At 42.4% G+C, this 17,201-nt stretch carries 17 protein-coding genes; 11 read left to right on the top strand and 6 right to left on the bottom strand.

Features of this window, described 5'->3' with window-relative positions; translation table 11 throughout:
* Both V7Q04_RS08145 and V7Q04_RS08140 read left to right on the top strand, forming a co-directional pair.
* A complete protein-coding gene (locus V7Q04_RS08145) occupies positions 1-684 on the top strand; it encodes a tetratricopeptide repeat protein (RefSeq protein ID WP_333804503.1) in 684 nt (227 codons plus the stop codon).
* 10 nt (positions 685-694) lie between these two features.
* Positions 695-3,397 (top strand): cation-translocating P-type ATPase, encoded by a 2,703-nt coding sequence (locus V7Q04_RS08140; protein WP_333804502.1) that lies wholly within the window; start codon positions 695-697, stop codon positions 3,395-3,397.
* Here the strand turns inward: V7Q04_RS08140 and V7Q04_RS08135 are convergent, their stop codons facing one another.
* The 3 genes from V7Q04_RS08135 to V7Q04_RS08125 form a co-directional block, all read right to left on the bottom strand.
* On the bottom strand, positions 3,398-3,853 hold the full coding sequence (locus V7Q04_RS08135; RefSeq protein ID WP_333804501.1) for an SRPBCC family protein: 456 nt from the start codon (positions 3,851-3,853) through the stop codon (positions 3,398-3,400).
* Positions 3,850-4,185 (bottom strand): c-type cytochrome, encoded by a 336-nt coding sequence (locus tag V7Q04_RS08130; RefSeq protein WP_333804500.1) that lies wholly within the window; start codon positions 4,183-4,185, stop codon positions 3,850-3,852. Before V7Q04_RS08130 ends, V7Q04_RS08135 begins: the two co-directional genes overlap by 4 nt.
* A gap of 145 nt (positions 4,186-4,330) precedes the next feature.
* Positions 4,331-4,747 carry a hypothetical protein gene (locus V7Q04_RS08125; protein WP_333804499.1) on the bottom strand — a complete coding sequence of 139 codons (417 nt, stop codon included), beginning with the start codon at positions 4,745-4,747 and terminating at the stop codon, positions 4,331-4,333.
* A 138-nt stretch (positions 4,748-4,885) separates the two neighbouring features.
* Between V7Q04_RS08125 and V7Q04_RS08120 the strand changes: the two genes are divergently transcribed.
* A complete protein-coding gene (locus tag V7Q04_RS08120; RefSeq protein WP_333804498.1) occupies positions 4,886-6,016 on the top strand; it encodes a hypothetical protein in 1,131 nt (376 codons plus the stop codon).
* A 65-nt stretch (positions 6,017-6,081) separates the two neighbouring features.
* Positions 6,082-6,483, top strand: coding sequence for a cupin domain-containing protein (locus V7Q04_RS08115; protein ID WP_333804497.1), 402 nt, complete (start codon positions 6,082-6,084; stop codon positions 6,481-6,483).
* 28 nt (positions 6,484-6,511) lie between these two features.
* On the opposite strand, the gene V7Q04_RS08110 is transcribed toward V7Q04_RS08115, so the two are convergent.
* Together V7Q04_RS08110 and V7Q04_RS08105 are read right to left on the bottom strand one after the other, a co-directional pair.
* Positions 6,512-9,052 (bottom strand): molybdopterin-containing oxidoreductase family protein, encoded by a 2,541-nt coding sequence (locus tag V7Q04_RS08110; RefSeq protein ID WP_333804496.1) that lies wholly within the window; start codon positions 9,050-9,052, stop codon positions 6,512-6,514.
* Positions 9,049-9,651 carry a 4Fe-4S dicluster domain-containing protein gene (locus V7Q04_RS08105; protein ID WP_333804495.1) on the bottom strand — a complete coding sequence of 201 codons (603 nt, stop codon included), beginning with the start codon at positions 9,649-9,651 and terminating at the stop codon, positions 9,049-9,051. Before V7Q04_RS08105 ends, V7Q04_RS08110 begins: the two co-directional genes overlap by 4 nt.
* A 278-nt stretch (positions 9,652-9,929) precedes the next feature.
* Between V7Q04_RS08105 and V7Q04_RS08100 the strand changes: the two genes are divergently transcribed.
* Together V7Q04_RS08100 and V7Q04_RS08095 are read left to right on the top strand one after the other, a co-directional pair.
* Positions 9,930-10,757, top strand: a complete 828-nt coding sequence (locus V7Q04_RS08100; RefSeq protein WP_333804494.1) for a mechanosensitive ion channel family protein — start codon at positions 9,930-9,932, stop codon at positions 10,755-10,757.
* Positions 10,754-10,981 carry a DUF2798 domain-containing protein gene (locus tag V7Q04_RS08095; protein ID WP_333804493.1) on the top strand — a complete coding sequence of 76 codons (228 nt, stop codon included), beginning with the start codon at positions 10,754-10,756 and terminating at the stop codon, positions 10,979-10,981. Before V7Q04_RS08100 ends, V7Q04_RS08095 begins: the two co-directional genes overlap by 4 nt.
* Here V7Q04_RS08095 and V7Q04_RS08090 read toward each other — a convergent pair.
* Positions 10,978-11,769, bottom strand: a complete 792-nt coding sequence (locus V7Q04_RS08090; protein ID WP_333804492.1) for an RMD1 family protein — start codon at positions 11,767-11,769, stop codon at positions 10,978-10,980. The two genes, V7Q04_RS08095 and V7Q04_RS08090, sit on opposite strands and share 4 nt — an antisense overlap.
* Positions 11,770-11,916: 147 nt before the next feature.
* Between V7Q04_RS08090 and V7Q04_RS08085 the strand changes: the two genes are divergently transcribed.
* Genes V7Q04_RS08085 through proC form a run of 5 tightly spaced genes read left to right on the top strand, consistent with a single transcriptional unit; the run spans position 11,917 to position 17,190 of the window.
* Positions 11,917-13,275, top strand: a complete 1,359-nt coding sequence (locus tag V7Q04_RS08085) for a TolC family protein (protein ID WP_333804491.1) — start codon at positions 11,917-11,919, stop codon at positions 13,273-13,275.
* On the top strand, positions 13,272-14,468 hold the full coding sequence (locus V7Q04_RS08080; protein ID WP_333804490.1) for an efflux RND transporter periplasmic adaptor subunit: 1,197 nt from the start codon (positions 13,272-13,274) through the stop codon (positions 14,466-14,468). Before V7Q04_RS08085 ends, V7Q04_RS08080 begins: the two co-directional genes overlap by 4 nt.
* Complete coding sequence (locus V7Q04_RS08075; protein ID WP_333804489.1) at positions 14,468-15,178, top strand: ABC transporter ATP-binding protein; 711 nt, start codon at positions 14,468-14,470, stop codon at positions 15,176-15,178. The genes V7Q04_RS08080 and V7Q04_RS08075 overlap by 1 nt, the downstream gene beginning before the upstream one ends.
* Positions 15,175-16,395 (top strand): ABC transporter permease, encoded by a 1,221-nt coding sequence (locus V7Q04_RS08070; protein WP_333804488.1) that lies wholly within the window; start codon positions 15,175-15,177, stop codon positions 16,393-16,395. Before V7Q04_RS08075 ends, V7Q04_RS08070 begins: the two co-directional genes overlap by 4 nt.
* 48 nt (positions 16,396-16,443) lie before the next feature.
* Positions 16,444-17,190 carry a pyrroline-5-carboxylate reductase gene (gene proC, locus V7Q04_RS08065; RefSeq protein WP_333804487.1) on the top strand — a complete coding sequence of 249 codons (747 nt, stop codon included), beginning with the start codon at positions 16,444-16,446 and terminating at the stop codon, positions 17,188-17,190.
* Positions 17,191-17,201 lie beyond the last annotated feature (11 nt).

Raw genomic sequence — 17,201 nt, 5'->3', positions numbered from 1 at the left:
ATGAAAAAACTCTTTTTAATCGTATTACTATTTGCAACTTCAGCGCTGTTTGCCTTAGATTTTGCACGCGAGAGTGAGCTTCAAAATGAGTGCGATCACAATAACGGTGTAGCATGCTTACAATTAGGTGCTATGTATCATGTGGGCGATGGTGTGAAACAAAGTTTTAGCAAAGCCAAAGAGCTTTACAACCAAGCCTGTACATTGGGCGTTGCGAAGGGCTGTTCCAGTCTTGGGTATATGTACGAAAATGGACATGCAGGAACGAACTATGCCAAAGCGGCTGAGTTGTATGAGCGAGCTTGCGTTAACGGTGATGCCGCGAGTTGTGAGAGTTTAGCAACCTTTTATGAAAATGGCAAAGGTGGCAGTGAAAATATGCAAAAAGCCGTTGATTATTATGACCGTGCCTGTAGTGGGGGACTTTCAAGTAGTTGTTCGCATTTGGGTCTTTTGTATGAACTCGATGGCAATTATGAATATGCGGTCGTGTACTACCAAAACAGTTGTGATGCAGGCGGTGCGCAGGACTGCGTGCGTTTAGGAAGCATGTATTACACGGGGCAAGGTGTTGCACAAAGAGAAGAGCGAGCCGTCAAACTCTTTAAGAAAGCATGTGAGCTTGGTGAAGAGGTAGGATGTAAAAACTACGAACTCATCAAAAACAGTTACTACATCGAATAAGCCAAAATAGATGCGTCATGAACATGTAAACTGGCATACTAAAACATCGCAAGAGGTTTTAGATGCTTTACATGTAAACGAACATAAAGGCTTAAATGCCCATGAAATAGGCACTAGACGTACACAATATGGCGCGAATACTCTAAGTCAAAAAGATGAAGAATCGCTCTTAAAACTCTTCTTACTTCAGTTTCATCAACCCCTTGTTTACATCCTTCTTTTAGCCTGTCTCATTATGGCGCTTATGGAAGAGTGGATGGATACGGGTGTTATCTTAGCCGTCGTCATCGTCAACGCCATCATCGGTTTTTGGCAAGAAAATAAAGCCATCAAAGCCATCGAAGCACTTTCAAAACTGAGTCACAGTAGTGTGATGGTACTGCGAGGCGGAGAGAAGCTTCTGCTTGAGTCTTCACACATCGTTGTTGGGGACATCGTACTGCTTTACTCGGGCGATAAAATCCCCGCTGACATAAAACTTTTACACGCCAAAGAGCTTAAAATTGATGAGTCTTTGCTCACAGGTGAGTCCATTTCAGTGGAGAAGCTTGTGGGAGTGCAGAGTGCAGATACCGCTTTGGCAGATCAGACCAATATGCTTTTTTCTTCCACACTTGTGACCTACGGACAAGGGATTGGTGTGGTGGTAAGCGTGGGCGATGAGAGTGAGCTTGGCAAAATCAATACGATGATCTCCAATGCCGATGTGCTTCAAACGCCGTTAACGCAAAAATTGGCTTTTTTCTCAAAACGCCTTTTATACGGCATTTTAGGCATGGCTGGAGTGACGTTTATCATCGGTGTGATGCGTGGCGAAGAGCTTGTCATAACCTTTATGGCTTCGGTCGCTATGGCGGTAGGTGTCATTCCCGAGGGATTACCTGCGGCAATGACCATTATCTTAGCGATTGGCGTTGTGAAAATGGCGAGCAAAAATGCCATCATCCGAAAGCTCCCTGCGGTTGAAACACTAGGAAGTACCACCGTCATCTGTACCGACAAAACAGGTACACTCACGCAAAATGCTATGACCGTTACCGAAATGATGGCAGCAGGTAAAACGTACCTACTCAGTGGCACTGGGTATGATCCTAAAGGGGAGATATTTGAGGCAAAAGTGCCTATGGCTCCCACAAAAGGAAGTGCGCTTTATGAGACTTTGGTTGCTGGTGTGTTGTGTAATACCTCGCGCCATGTCAAAGTGGAGGGTGTTTATGCTATTGAAGGCGACCCAACGGAAGGCGCACTCATCGTTTCGGCTAAGAAAGCGGGCATTAGAGAAAAGCTTTTGCTTCAAGAGTTTACACATGTTGATACCCTTTCTTTTGAGTCAGAACATCAGTATATGGCGTCAGGCTACCGTGTAGTTGGGATTGAATCGTACCTCGTTTATCTTAAAGGTTCGGTGGAAAGAATTGTTGAGCGATGCGACCTTTTTATAGATGAACAAGGTTCTTTATTGCCCATAGATAGAGCTAAAATAGAAGCGTATGCCGAAAAAATGGCAAGCCAAGGACTCCGTGTTTTAGCCTTTGCCAAAGTGTATCTCCAAGAAAAAATAGACCCATTAGGGCATCATCATTTTCAAAAGGGGCTGATCTTTTTAGGCTTACAAGGAATGATAGACCCTCCACGAATCGGTGTTATCAAGGCGATTAAAAGCTGTTACCATGCGGGTATTGCGGTTAAGATGATTACGGGGGATCACCGCATGACGGCACTCTTCATCGCGCATTCTATTGGGCTAAAAACAGATGAAAAAACCGCTGTTTTGACAGGTAAGGAGCTTGAAGCACTGAGCGATGACGAGCTTACCTCGTTGATAGAGCGCGTGAGTGTTTTTGCGCGCATTGCGCCTGAACAAAAACTACGTCTTGTTAAAGCGCTTCAGTCGCTCTCTCATGTTGTTGCCATGACGGGCGATGGGGTCAATGATGCGCCAGCGCTTCGTCAGGCTAACATTGGCATAGCGATGGGCATTGCCGGAACCGAAGTTGCCAAAGAGTCCGCCGATATGATTCTTACCGATGATAACTTTATCACGCTTGAAGATGCCATTGAAAAAGGGCGTGTGGTGTATGACAACATCATCAAGTTCATCACGTGGATACTTCCTTCCAATATGGGTGAAGGTCTTGTGGTTATCTTCGCCATTCTTGCAGGCATTACACTGCCGATACTTCCACTACAGATACTTTGGATCAACATGGCGACTGACAGTGTCCTAGGCATTATGCTTGCTTACGAGCCTAAAGAGAAAAATATCATGGATCGCGCTCCTCGAAACTCCGCAGAGCCTATCTTAACGGGGCGACTTTTATTTAAAGTGGCACTGGTTGGCATTTTGTTGGCACTGAGTGCCTTTAGCGCATTCTTCTATGTTCAATTCTTAGGGATGAGCGAAGAGGTAGCACGGACAGTGGTGGTTAACATCTTTGTTTTTGGTGAGATGTTTTATCTTTTTAACTGCCGTTCTTTACACTACTCGATGTTTCAAATAGGCTTTTTTAGCAATCCTTTACTGCTTGGCGGTGTTGCACTGATCAGTGCTTTGCAACTTCTTTTCGTCTATGCACCATTGATGAATCAGCTCTTTAAAAGCGCACCTTTAGGGGTAGTGGAGTGGGCGATCACATTAGGTTCTAGCCTTATCGTTTACGTCGTGATTGAGGTTGAAAAATCTTTACATGTCAAACGAAGTAAGGCTTTGTAATTAAAGTTTTTTGGCTTCTTTTTCAAACCTAAAATGTGCTTTTGTCATCTTGTGGCGGTATGCAAACATCGCGTCCATATCTTTTTTTACGAACCAAAAAAAGAGGTTTCCAATCAAAGGTATGGGGAGTGCTAGGGTAATTGTCTCTTCCATGCGTGTGCGATGTTTGCCCTCGGAGATGAAGTTTCGCTCATGCCGAAAGTAAGAAAAAGGACCTTTGCGCATTACATCAACAATGCTTTGAGGGTACTGTTTTTCAATCTCTATTTCCCAACGCGTGGTTACTCCAAATTTTTTGATGTCAAGAACAACGATGTTTTGCTCCATGCTCACAATTTTCACTTTAATCGAAGGTGGCGTAATCAGCGGAAGGTTATGTGTGTCAGTGTGAAAATCATACACCTCTTCTACTGAAGCGTCGATGTTACAGCTGTAGAAGAGGGTATAGTGCCTCATTTTAGGGGCGCATCGTACAGATACGAAGCAATGTCTTTAAGCGCACTTGCATCATAACCAAGCTCTGGCATCAAACCGTACTTAGCGATGGCTTCAGGCATAAGCGCTGTTTTGGCATCGGGTTTGCCAACCCATGTCGCCATAAACTCTACAAATTTTTCTTTGGAAGCGTAAACTTTTTTATAGTTTTTTTGCACTTCGATTGAAGTGGGAGCCGCTGTTGCATCGCCCGTCGTATGGCATGAAACACAGTTACCGTTAAAAAGTGTTTCACCCGAAGATGCTCCATAGAGATAAAAAGCTGAAAGGCAAAGTAGCATAAACTTTTGCATGAGGCTCCCTTTTCCAAGTTTTCAATTATTGTAGCAAAGAATTAGGAAAAAATTTTCCATGGAAATATTTTAATGCTTTTAAGAGCTTTTTTCTAACTTACAATAGTCCTAAAATACACACTCAAAATGTCATTGAGTGATTTAACTATCGTCTGTAATGATCGTAGTGATAACGAGGGCCTCCATGTGTACGGTAAGGATAGAATCCATGTAAAAATGAATCGTACAAAAGTCCGTAAACGATGACAGTTCCCGTTGCATCGACAATATCATACACGGGTCCTCTGTCTATAATACGCTCTCGTACAATCACAGGACGATCATACGTTACAACCCGATCTTCTATAATAACGCGGGTCGTTTGTATCGGAGTGTAGGTTTGCGTAGGCGTTGGGGCTTGTACGGGGGTGATATGATCTACTCTGTACATAGAACGATCCGAAGAATCATCATACACAATCGTACCGTTTGGCAAAATATACCCAGCAGCAAACAGTGAAGATGAAAGTACAAAAAGAGTAGCAAGTGCTAAAGATGTTTTTGATGGAAGTATGTTGAACATCGTTCAATCCTTGATAACTAAAATATTAGAAATCTATATAACACCATTATAAATCGCTTCCCTAAACCGTTTGTTAACCTATTTTATTATTTTGCGATAAAGTCGATATTGTAGTCATTATACTTCAAGAGGGTCGTTATGAATATTTCCAGTATTCCTTCATCATCAAATGCCATAACCCCAAGAGTCAAACAACCAGATGCGGAAGAGTTTGCTAGGCTTAAAAAAGAGCCAACCAAGGTCATAACAAAGGGTGATATTTATACCTCTACTGCAGTTCATTTTAAAGAACTCACACTGGAAGAACTCAAATACGAAAAGATTGATGTCGATAAATCTAAATATACGTATGTTAGCCATACTGATGGTCCAAAAAATGAGCCAGATCGTATTGTTACCGTACGTGATCCTGCAAATAACAAATATGTGACGATGCAACTTTCAAAAGCAAGTATTGATCAGCTCAAACAAAAATTCGGTGGAGTTAATGACTTTTTTGAACGCGGTGATGGTACCTTGCGCCTCAATGGTGAAGCAGAAGCCTTTGTTGCAGGATGGTTGCAAAATATAACAACAGACCGCAGCTACACCAAATCAGATGCCGATGGAAATGGCTTTATTGAGGGAGATGAAGCAAAAACATTGACTATTGGGTTTGAACGCCATAATAACTATGATTATATTGGTAAAAAAGTGGTGAAAATAAACCTTGATACAGGCGCCAATTATAAAGAACTTGGTCGTGCTGCTCCTGACCTTTTTAAAGGTAAAGAAGCAAAATTAGATTTTCAAGTTAAACGTTCAGCTACAAATGCTAACTATATCCAGTTTGAAAATAGTGTTGAAAAAGAGCTTGACCACACCATTCAAACGGATGTAGATATGAATGGGACGGTTACTTTAAAAGAGGGATTAAGCGATGAATTTGGAAAAGATTACCAGCAAAAAGTTATTTCAGAGATGGACGAATCGCACCAAAAATTCCTTAATATGAATCCTACTTTCAATGATAGTACTCAACTACAAAATCATGATTATGGGCTTTCTAAAATCCTTTCTGAAGATGAAGTAAAACAAATTCCTCCGCTTCCATCAGTCTCTTTAGATGCATTACAAATAAGTACTTCAGACTTCTTAACGTTTGCTCTCCAAAAAGATAAAACTATTTCTGATACGTTAGATCAGTTACAAATACAAAACAAATCAGAAAAAGCTTATTCGAATGAAGATGAAAACACTGTCTTAAAAGAAAAAGAGATAATGGTTTAAAAAGAGTTTTTCATCTTTTCAGGATTTTATACGTAACATGAAATAATTTTAACAAAAGGTTGATTATGCAAAAGCTCGTGTTTTTTTTAGTACTTTTTATATCTTACGGTTTTGCGGCTGGAAACGTAGAATCCGTAACCCTTGCAAAGTCTTCTCAAAGTTGGGATGGCTCAGCAATGCCCGCTTATCCTAAAGAAGCACCTGAAATTTCGGTTTTGAAGATTACCATTCCCGCTCATACAGAGCTTCCGCTTCACAAGCATCCCATCATCAATGCGGGGTATATGGTGAAAGGCTCACTTAAAGTGGTTACCGATGAGAACAAAACATTACACCTGAAAGCAGGTGAGGCGCTTATCGAAGTGGTGGATAAGTGGCATTATGGTGTGAATGAGGGTGATGAGCCTGTGGAGATTGTTGTCTTTTATGCGGGTACAAAAGAGAGTGTTTATTCTGTGAAGAAGTAAGAGCCAAGAAATCTTGGCTCTTTGCGTGTTATGCTTTTTTAACGACACAGATCGTGTCATTCCATGCCTGCATACCCACAATTGGTGCAGGGTTGATCGGGATGACGTGGTTTGGATTAAATCCATTCCCTGTTCCTCCTGCTTTTTTGTCCCACCAAATGATGCCATGACGGGCTTGGTCATCAACAGGTCGGTAAGAAGGATTTTTTTCCCGTTTGCCATTTTTGGCTTGAGGAATGCGCCCTCCAAAATTCATACCGAGTGACGTACTCAAACATACAACACGTGGATGAACCCCCTCGGTTACAAAAGCTTTCACTTTCATACTCGCTACTTTCTCACCGCTAAGAGAGGCTTTAAAGCCAGAACGCGGTCTAAAGGTCGTGAGTTCGACCATATCGCCATTTTTAATGCCCAGCTTTTTCGCGGTTTGAGTGTTAATCCACATCGGGTTATCGTGGACGATTTCGGTAAGGTACTGCTGTGGCGCAGTTCGGGCTTGGGTGTGAACATTCCATTTGAATGTAGTCAGTACTAATTGATGTTCACCAATTTCTTTAAGCGAAGCAGGCATGATGTAGTGAGGCAAGCCATCATCGACAAGGTTGATTTTTTTAGCTGCTTCTTGAACGATGGAGGAGTAAATCTCAAATTTACGTGATGGTGTTTTAAACCCTTTCACGGCGACATCGTTTTGCATAAGACCAATCGCCTCTTTTTTCTCCCCTTTCTTTTGATAGACAATGCCATCTTCCACAAAGCTATTTTCTAACTCTTTGGCATTCAATTTTTTAGCATAACTCTCATAGGCTTTAGGTTTATCATCAACCCATGCACCGTATTTTTTCATGTACTCAAAACCGTTTAATCCCTCTTTTTCAGGCAATTCTGAGAGACGAAGTTTCATAAACGCTTCGTAACTTTCAAACGCAAAATATTTAGCAACGGGCTCATGGAGACGTTGTGCTATTTTGATGAGTGTGTCTGCAAAGTTTTCGCATGCATACGGAGGACGCGCTGCAGGTTGACGGAAGACAAAGTACGGAATTAACTCATTAGCATTACGCCCTTCGATGGTGTAGCGTTCAAAGTAAGTTGCATCGGGCAAGAGAAGGTCGGCATAGTGTGCCATCTCAGAGTAAACGACATCCGAACACGCGTGAAACGGTATAACGCTCTCATCTTTGAGTGCTTCAACGGTTACTTTTGGACCCTCTGGCCATGTTTGAGGCGCTGAAATGGTGTAAGAGAGGTACACATCCACAGGCTGTGTTTTGTTTTTAATCTTCTCAAAGACCAGTTGGCTGACTTTCATCTTTTGCCAGCGATTGGCAAGTGGGTACTCTTTTGGGTCTTCTAAGTCAGTGCTAAATTTCACTTTTGGCGGCAGTGGTTTTGGCATAGGGAAAGAGGCTTCTCCTAGATTTTTGGAGCCACCAAAGGCATAGCCACCTTTTTTACCGACACTGCCAACAACGGCGTTTAGCAAGATTACAGCGCGATCGTTATTGAAACCATTTTGATGCGCTTGCGAACCACGGTTGGTAAAAGCAGCACAATGAGGAGCTGCTTTGGCAAATTCTAACGCAAGTCGGGTGATGTCAGAAGCCTCAAGTCCGCTCTCTTTGGCGGCAAATTCGGGCGTATATGGCTTTAAGAAAGTCTCTAGTGCTTCAAGGCTGAGGTTTGTCCATGTTTGGATAAACGCTTTATCATGAAGGTTGTGTGCAACAATGACATGTGCCATCGCAAGGGCAATAGCCCCTTCTGAGGAAGGAAACGGTGCTAACCATTCATCGCTGCGACCAGCTGTATTGGAGAGTCTTACATCAAAGGTGACGAGTTTTGCACCATTGCGCTTTGCTTGGGCATAGCGTGTGAGCATGGGGAACCCGCCTTGATGGGCTTCAAAGAAGTTTGCGCCAAAATTGAGGAAGTACTTACAGTGTTCCGCATCGACGGTTTCCCAGTCGGTATCGCCGATACTTGCGTAGTTGGCAGCACGTTTGTTGGAAGAGCAAAGGGCACGGTGGTTGAGCACAACCGGTGAGCCGATGGCGTCCATAAAGCGATTGGTTATATCATCGATGCGGTTACGACCAGCATGAAAGACAACCCTTTCAGGATGACCTGCATCGATATTTTTTTGAATGCGTGAAGCGATCATCGCATACGCTTCATCCATGCTGATGCGTTGCCACAACCCTTCACCACGCTTGCCCATACGTTTCATCGGATAAACAAGACGCTCAGAGTAGTCAATCGCGCAGACACCACCATGCGCTTTAGCACAGAGTTTTCCTCTGGAATTTGGGTCAAGTGGATTGCCTTCAACACCTAAAACTTTACCATCTTTGACAAGAACCGTCATACCACAAACCGTTGAGCAGTTAAGGCATACACTCGGTATTTTGGTAATGTTTTTAATGCTCAGTGCGATGTTGGTTTTAGGCTCACGCAGTTCGTAGGAACCTGCATTGAGTGTATTGGGATTTAAAGAGATGATGCCACCCATTTCGAGTGCAGCGAGCGAGATGGCACCACTTTTAATAAATTCGCGACGTTTCATGAACCTCTCCTTGCCCAGTTTGAAATCTCATAGTTGTAGGGTGAAAAGGGGTTTCCTGTTGTCAACTTTTCACGCATAAGAGGGTTTGCCCCGATATGCAGGGTGCGAGGTTTGTCACTTGAGCGCATGGTAAAGCCAACACCGTTAGCAGGGAGTGACTCTTTGGAGAGGTCAATGATGCGAATGGCTTCGCTCACACAGGTTGCTTCACACGCAGCTTTTTGACCTAGTTCTAAACGGTGAGCGCAGAGATTGCACTTTTCTGCAAGTTTTGAAAGGGGGTTAACGTAGATAGCACCAAGAGAACAAGCTTTGACACAGTCACCACAACCATTGCATTTTTTTTCGTCAATTTTAACGATGCCATTTTCTTCATAAATTGCACCCTGAATGCAGACTTTTTGACAGCTAGCATCTTCGCATTGTGTACACATAATAGGGAGAAATTCTCTTTTTACCTTAGGAAATGACCCTGTATCTAAGTAGAGTGTCATCGTTCTAAAAAGCCCGAGTGGGGCACCAAATTCTTGTTTGCACGACACCTCACAGGCGTGGCAGCCGACACACTGGTTTGTGTCAACAATCATTCTGTATTGCATAAAAATCCTGGGGAATAAGATACCTAGGGCGTGGAATCTGAACGCATTAAATCGTCAAAAAAGCCCAAGATGAGATTGTAGTAAAGTAGGGCTGAAAAAAACATGATAAGTATCAATGCGTGTTTATTCGGAAGCTTTGTTATAATGATACCTATAGATTTCTGCCTCGTTAGAGGCAAGCTTTAGCGCCACAGCGGCATAGCGTAGGTTTTTAGGCTTTGCCTAAAAAATGTGATCAAAGAGTTTTGTAAGAACTCTCATAAGATGAGGAGTGTAAGATGGACAAAGAATTGCAAACGCTTCAGAAGTTTTACAACATTGCCATTGAGTTTTTAACCCACTATAGTTTTCAGCTTTTGGGTGCGCTTATTATCGTTATTATCGGGTGGTTTGCCGCAAAGTATGCGTATGCGCTATTAATGCGTATATTTGAACGCAACCATTTTGACATTACACTTTCTAAATTTGTTGCAAGTGTCGTAAAAATGCTTGTGTTTACCGCTATGATTGTGATAGCGCTTGGTAAAGTGGGCATTTCCATTGCTCCGTTTGTCGCCGCCATCGGTGCGGTTTCCTTGACGGCTGGTTTGGCGCTTCAAGGCAGTGTTTCCAACTATGCCGCAGGTGTTCTTCTCATCATCTCTCGTCCGTTTAAAGTCGGTGATACGCTTTCCATTAGCGGTTTTTACGGCGTGGTAGAAGAGATAAAACTCTCCTACACGGTGCTTCGCAATGAAGATGAAGAGCTTATCACCATTCCCAATAAAAAGATGATTGGCGATGTTTTAGTCAACTCTTTTGATGTACGTGTCGTGGAGTCTAGTATTGGGGTGGCGTATGAGGAAGAACCTGCTAAAGCAATCGCACTGATTAAAGAGGTATTGTCTGGTTGTAAGGATGTCTCAAAAACGCACAAACCCGTTGTTGGCATTGCAAAGTTTGGTGACAGTTCTATTGAGATCGGACTTCGCTACTGGGTTCCAACAAAGAGTTTTTTTAAGACACAGTATGAGATTAATCTAGCCCTTTACACGGCTTTTCATGTCAATAATATTAGTATTCCATACCCGCAACGTGAAATAAGAATTTTAGGAGAAAAAATTTGATTCCCAAGAAATATGAATTGATAGTATTTGCCTTTTTTATGTCATTGTTTATGACAATGTTGATGTCCTTTGTTATTACGTTTATTAATGTTGGATTGATAGACGGGTTTTTCCACCGTTGGTTTCAAGCATTTTGGAGAGCGTACATCATTGCATTTCCTGCTATTTTATTTGTCGCTCCTCTTGTGCGAAAGCTTGTTAAAAAGTTAGTTTCTTCATCTTAATTTTGAAAAAACTTCATGAGTCCCATCACGATCTCAAATCCAATGAGTCCTATGATGATCCACTCTAAAAATTCGCTGTGTTTGTGGTTGAACATATCCAGCGCCATGCTGATGTCATCTTTGAGATTGGTGAGTTTATGCTCGACAATCTCGAAGCGATCTTTGAGTTCAAGTATGGAAGAGAGGTGATTGTAAAGCTTCTCAGCTTCTTCATTGTCCCACAAAATATTTGGCTTATCTAACAAAAAAAGATCACTTACCATGCCATGTTGAATGGCCGTTAAATTACGTGCAAATTCAATGAGTTTGGAGCGTTTGAGTAGCGCGTAACTCTGCGTCAAATCAAGCAGTTGTTGGCTTTTTTCAAAATGCACATCCAAGTCTTGCTCGTATTTCTCTAACCCAACACTTTGCGAAATGACAAGAGCGATGATAATAAGATAAAGTGGCAAAGGCTCTTTGAGAATAATCTGCTCATTGCTAACTTTACACGTAATCTCTAACTGTGGGTCAATAAGAATGGGATAGTCTTGAAAAATGTAGCGCTGCTCTAAAAACGAAGCATCTTTTATGCCCAGTTTGATGAGTGCTTGGTGCATGGCTTCTTTTTCCCAATTGATGAAAGTGAGGACATTGAATTGGGTATAGACAAGAAATGTATCGCGATACTGGTAATAAAATGCTTTCTCGATTCCTTTTTTGAGTGAACAATCCAGCAGTGTTTCTATTTCATGTTTCACAAAAGGGGTGGGAAGCGAAATGGAAACTAAAGAAAATAAAGAAGACATAAGAACTCCTTGTGCAAAATTCTTTTTACAATTATAAGTATACACTCAAATGAAAACCAAAACGTTACATGTAAAGAAGTGTTAACAAATTAATGCTAATATTAACGCAGAATAATAGAACAATCAGACTACTGAGTAAGGATTCCAATGCATTTGAGGCTTATAAGTTATATGCTCTTTAGCATGGCAAGTATGCTTTTGGCAGAAGATTTTGATCCTTTGGGTACAAAGTCACTTTTGCCAAAACAGCAAGCGACATTTGTAACATGCACAAAAACGGATATTACTAAGGCATTGGGGCTTTCCGATGTCGTAATGGCGGCACTTTGTAATAACCCCCAAACCAAAATAGCATGGCAAACATCGCTTTATCAAGCTGCACAAGTAGGGGTGAGCCAGTCGGCATACCTTCCAACGCTTAGCGCAACAGGTTCAGTTCTCAAAAGTGAAAGCAGCGAAATCAAAACAGGAAATCAAGAAAATATCGGGGTAACACTCTCCTATTTGCTGTATGATTTTGGTAAACGTGATGCAACATATGACAATGCAAAGGCACTTTTGGATGTCGCTCTTTTTTCTGAAAATGGGACGATTCAAAGTGTTTTTCTCTCTGCTATTCAAGCCTACTACACACTTTTTGGCTCAAATGCTTCGCTGGAAGCAAGCAGGGAAGCAGAACGCTCAGCACTAGCAAGCCTCAATGCGGCTAAGACACGCTACTCTGTTGGAACGGCGACACCTGCGGACACGTTGCAAGCCCAAACGGCGTACTCGCAAGCGATGCTCAACCGTATTCAAGCAGAAGGTAGTGTTAAAAGTGCGCAAGGTGAACTTGCCAATGTCCTTGGGCTCATTCCTGATACAACGATGCAGTTACAAACACCACACCTAGAGATCCCCAGCGATATATTTGAAAAAAACATAAGAGCACTGATGGAAGAGGCACAAAGGCTTCGACCTGATTTGATGGCGGCAAGTGCGAAGATCAAAGCAGCTGAAGCAGGTGTGAAGGCAGCTAAGGCAGATAACATGCCTACATTTTCGCTCTCCGCAACGTCTGGACATACTGAGACGGTTTATAACACTGCACAGCGAACATCCAGTATTGGGCTTTATGTAAGCATACCGATTTTTACAGGGTTCAATACCAAGTACAAAGTTCAAGCCGCAGAGCAACAGCTCAAAATCAATGAAGCAGAGTATGAAAAACTCTCTCAAGATGCAAGTTTAGAAGTTTATAAAACCTATCAATCTTTGATAAGCGAAACACAAGCGACACGAGCCAGCGCAGATTTGGTTGCAAGTGCACAAGCTTCGTACGATCTCTCCCTTGGCAGGTATAAAGCAGGTGTGGGAACCATACTTGATCTTTTAAGTGCTCAAAGTGCGCTTGCCAGTGCAAAACAACAACACATTCAGTCACTCTATACTTGGTACATAACCAAAGCGAGCCTTGCAAAAGCAATGGGAACGCTTGATTTTTCAACGATAAAAGGACAACCATGAGCTTTTTAAAAAACATACTGCTTCATAAATTTACAATTCTTCTCATTCTCATAGCCGTAGGTTTTGGTGGATACAAAGCATGGGAACTCTACACTAAACCACCGCTTGAAGCAAAATACAAATTTCACACACTTGAAAATGGTGATATCACTCAAAGTGTCGCTGCCAATGGTACACTCAACCCTTTGGTCTTAGTCACGGTGGGTACACAAGTTTCGGGTAAGGTTATCAAGCTTTATGTTGATTTTAACGATAGAGTCAAAGAAGGGCAAATACTAGCCGAACTTGACCCCGCTCTTTTAGATGCACAAGCCGCGCAAAGTGCCGCGAGTGTCAAGAGTGCTGAGGCTTCTTTGGAGCTTGCTATTGCAAATGAAAAAAGATCGCGTGAGCTTTTTTCAAAAGAGTACATTTCCAAACAAGACTTAGATGCAACAGTACAAGCGCTCAAATCTGCTCGTGCAGCATTAGATCTTGCGCGTGCACAGTCTCAAAAAGATCGCACCAATCAGGGCTATACCATTATTCGTTCCCCCGTATCGGGTGTTGTGGTCGATAGACAAATCGATGTAGGTCAAACAGTAGCGGCGAGTTTACAAGCACCTATTCTTTTTAAAATTGCACAAGACCTTCGTGAAATGCAAATTGACTCAAACTTTGCAGAAGCAGATATCGGTCGCATCAAAGTAGGGCAAAATGTCACGTTTGCGGTTGATGCATTTCCTAGCGTTACATTTACGGGCGTTGTGAAGCAAGTCAGACTCAATGCGACCACCGTTTCTAATGTCGTTACTTACGATGTCGTTGTTACCCTTCAAAACCCCGATGAAATTTTAGCACCAGGAATGACAGCGTATGTCAATGTGATTATTGCTGAGAAGAAAAATATTTTGGTTGTCCCCAATGCGGCACTGCGTTATAAACCAACTGACACCACTCCCAAAGAAGCCGTAGATGTTCAAAAGCAAGGGGGCATGAAAGCTCGAAAAGAGAAAAAAGATCCTAACTCAGGTGTAGTCTATGTGTTTGAAAATGGAATTCCCAAAGCGATTAAAGTTACGACAGGCATTACCGATAACCGTTTAACGGAGATTACAAGCGATACACTCAAAGCTGGCGATAAAGTCATTCTTGAAGAGACGAAAGCCAGTGCAAAAGCCAGTGCAGGAGCACCAATGGGAAGACCATTTTAATGAACGAAGTCATTAAAATCTCACACTTAACAAAAAATTATTACACCGCTGCAGGTGAAGTGTGTGTGCTTAAAGGTGTTGATATTACGATTACAAGTGGTGAGTTTGTCGCAATTATGGGACCCTCTGGCTCAGGAAAATCGACCTTTATGAATATTCTTGGCTGTTTGGATAAAGCGACTTCGGGAGAGTATCTTCTCAACAGCAACAATACAACGGCTTTAAGTAAAAATGATCTCGCAACACTTCGTAATAACATTATTGGTTTTGTGTTTCAAGGCTTCAATTTATTACCACGTAAAAGCTTGATAGATAATGTTGCGTTGCCTTTGGTGTATGCAGGTGTGGATTCACATGAGCGCAAAGAAAGAGCAAAACAAATTCTTAAAAGTGTTGGACTTGAAGCGTTTGGAACGTATCTTCCTACTCATATTTCGGGAGGTCAACAACAACGTGTTGCAATTGCAAGAGCTCTTGTCAATAAGCCTAAGCTTATTTTAGCCGATGAACCAACGGGTAATCTTGATACCAAAACAAGTCAAGAGATCATGCAGCTGTTCAGTGAACTCAATGAAAAAGAGGGTATTACGATTGTTTTGGTTACGCATGAGCCTGACATTGCAGCGTATGCAAAGCGGTTGGTAAATTTTGTGGATGGCAAAATTCAACACGATGGACCCACAGAGCGTATGATGGAGAGGGTACAATGACATTTATAATGCTTGCGGAAGCGTGGAGTGCGATGGGAGCTAATAGGCTTCGTACGTTTTTAACGATGCTTGGCATGGTGATTGGTGTTGGCGCTGTTATCTTGATGTCCTCTATTGGCGCAGGTACACAAGCCAAAGTCAAAGAGTCGATTGCCTCGATGGGGAGTAACCTTTTCATTGTTTTAGCAGGTTCAATGACATCGGGTGGTGTGCGTATTGGTAGTGGTGCAGTGCAGACGTTGACGATTGGTGATGCGAATGCTATGGAAGAGATCGATAGCATTGCCGCCACAGCGCCTGTCTCTTCTGGCACTGCTCAAATGGTCTATCAGTCTGCCAACTGGAACACACAAGTGACTGGTACGACACCTTCTTTTTTTCAGGTACGTGATTGGAACCTTGAGAGTGGTTACCCTTTTATGGACTCAGATGTGAGAGGTGCAACCCGCGTCGTTGTGTTGGGTAAAACGGTTGCTCAAAACCTTTTTGGTGATGAAGACCCCGTGGGTAAGACCATTCGGATTAAAAACAGTCCTTACATCGTCGTGGGTGTTCTTGTTAAAAAAGGGCAAAGTTTAGATGGTAGAGATCAGGATGACACGGCAATGGTTCCGATTACCACGGCACAAACAAAACTTTTTGGAAGCCAATTTAAAGGCTCTGTACGTTTCATTATGGTGCAAGGTGTCTCTGAATCAACCATGGATAAAGCAGAAAAAGAGATGACACAACTTTTAAGACAGCGCCATAAACTACGCGATAGTGTCGAAGATGACTTTACGATTCGTAACCTTACAGCCCTTGCCAATACAGCCGAAGAGACAACCAAAGCGATGTCGCTCATGCTTGCCGCCATTGCTTCTATCTCTTTGTTGGTTGGAGGTATTGGTATTATGAACATAATGCTGGTTTCAGTCACAGAGCGTACACGTGAGATTGGTATTCGCATTGCCATAGGGGCGAAACAAAATAACATTTTGTTGCAATTTCTACTTGAAGCATTGATGATTTCCATCATTGGCTGTTTTATTGGTGTGTGTGTAGGTGTTGGAGGAGCTTATGTGGTAGCGCATTTCTTTCCTATTAATGTGGTCATTACGCAAAATTCCATCATCATCTCTTTCTTGGTCGCAACAGGGGTGGGTGTCTTCTTTGGGTTTTACCCAGCACGAAAAGCGGCAAATTTAGAGCCTATTGAAGCACTGCGCTATCAGTAGCGTCTAAATAATGCGCTATAATTCTTCAAAATTAGCATAGGAATATCAATGAAATTACTTTTAATTGGTGCTGGCAATATGGGTGGAGCGATGCTTCAAGGTTTACATGAAAAAGATATTACGGTTGTCGAAGCGTATCCTCCAAGAGCAAAAGAGTTACAAGATCTCTATCCAAGCATTAATATTGTGGGGGAGATTCCTTCGTTGGAAGGGTATATTGTTATCCTTGCGATTAAACCTCAATCCTTTGGAACCCTTCACACCAAAGGTATTGCAGAGGGTGTTATTTCCATCATGGCAGGTGTCAATTTAGAAAAACTAAAATCGGGTATCATGGCAAAACATTACATTCGCTCCATGCCGAATATGGCAGCGCTTGTACGCAAATCTGCAACTTCATTGTGCGGAGATGTTGCGCTTAAAGATGAAGCAATAGATATATTAAGCTCAATAGGACGTTGTTTTTGGTTAGAGAGTGAAAAAGAACTTGACATAGCAACAGGACTTTCAGGCTCTGCTCCTGCGTGGATAGCGCTTGTGGCTGAAGCCCTCAGTGATGGTGCCGTCAATCTTGGTATGAAACGTGACATCACCTATCAATACATAGCGACACTGTTTGAAGGGGTTGGTGAAGTGCTTAAAAGTGAGCATCCTGCTATTTTAAAAGACAAAGTGATGTCTCCTGCTGGCACAACTGCTGCAGGCTATGCAAAACTTGAAGAAGGTGGCGTGCGAGACAGTTTCATCAAAGCGATGGAAGCATCGTATGAGAGGGCAAAGGGTTTTTCAAAATAGAAGAAGACTAA

This window comes from Sulfurospirillum sp. (genome assembly GCF_036802865.1).
Classification (GTDB): domain Bacteria; phylum Campylobacterota; class Campylobacteria; order Campylobacterales; family Sulfurospirillaceae; genus Sulfurospirillum.
The sequence above is the reverse complement of the archived record's forward strand: the minus strand, read 5'-3'. Positions and strand labels throughout refer to the sequence as shown.

Bases quoted from the DNA above. Each gene is read 5' to 3' on its own strand.
- V7Q04_RS08145 (WP_333804503.1), top strand. From the start codon at position 1: ATGAAAAAACTCTTTTTAATCGTATTACTATTTGCAACTTCAGCGCTG.
- V7Q04_RS08140 (WP_333804502.1), top strand. From the start codon at position 695: ATGCGTCATGAACATGTAAACTGGCATACTAAAACATCGCAAGAGGTT.
- V7Q04_RS08135 (WP_333804501.1), bottom strand. From the start codon at position 3,853: ATGAGGCACTATACCCTCTTCTACAGCTGTAACATCGACGCTTCAGTA.
- V7Q04_RS08130 (WP_333804500.1), bottom strand. From the start codon at position 4,185: ATGCAAAAGTTTATGCTACTTTGCCTTTCAGCTTTTTATCTCTATGGA.
- V7Q04_RS08125 (WP_333804499.1), bottom strand. From the start codon at position 4,747: ATGTTCAACATACTTCCATCAAAAACATCTTTAGCACTTGCTACTCTT.
- V7Q04_RS08120 (WP_333804498.1), top strand. From the start codon at position 4,886: ATGAATATTTCCAGTATTCCTTCATCATCAAATGCCATAACCCCAAGA.
- V7Q04_RS08115 (WP_333804497.1), top strand. From the start codon at position 6,082: ATGCAAAAGCTCGTGTTTTTTTTAGTACTTTTTATATCTTACGGTTTT.
- V7Q04_RS08110 (WP_333804496.1), bottom strand. From the start codon at position 9,052: ATGAAACGTCGCGAATTTATTAAAAGTGGTGCCATCTCGCTCGCTGCA.
- V7Q04_RS08105 (WP_333804495.1), bottom strand. From the start codon at position 9,651: ATGCAATACAGAATGATTGTTGACACAAACCAGTGTGTCGGCTGCCAC.
- V7Q04_RS08100 (WP_333804494.1), top strand. From the start codon at position 9,930: ATGGACAAAGAATTGCAAACGCTTCAGAAGTTTTACAACATTGCCATT.
- V7Q04_RS08090 (WP_333804492.1), bottom strand. From the start codon at position 11,769: ATGTCTTCTTTATTTTCTTTAGTTTCCATTTCGCTTCCCACCCCTTTT.
- V7Q04_RS08085 (WP_333804491.1), top strand. From the start codon at position 11,917: ATGCATTTGAGGCTTATAAGTTATATGCTCTTTAGCATGGCAAGTATG.
- V7Q04_RS08080 (WP_333804490.1), top strand. From the start codon at position 13,272: ATGAGCTTTTTAAAAAACATACTGCTTCATAAATTTACAATTCTTCTC.
- V7Q04_RS08075 (WP_333804489.1), top strand. From the start codon at position 14,468: ATGAACGAAGTCATTAAAATCTCACACTTAACAAAAAATTATTACACC.
- V7Q04_RS08070 (WP_333804488.1), top strand. From the start codon at position 15,175: ATGACATTTATAATGCTTGCGGAAGCGTGGAGTGCGATGGGAGCTAAT.
- proC (WP_333804487.1), top strand. From the start codon at position 16,444: ATGAAATTACTTTTAATTGGTGCTGGCAATATGGGTGGAGCGATGCTT.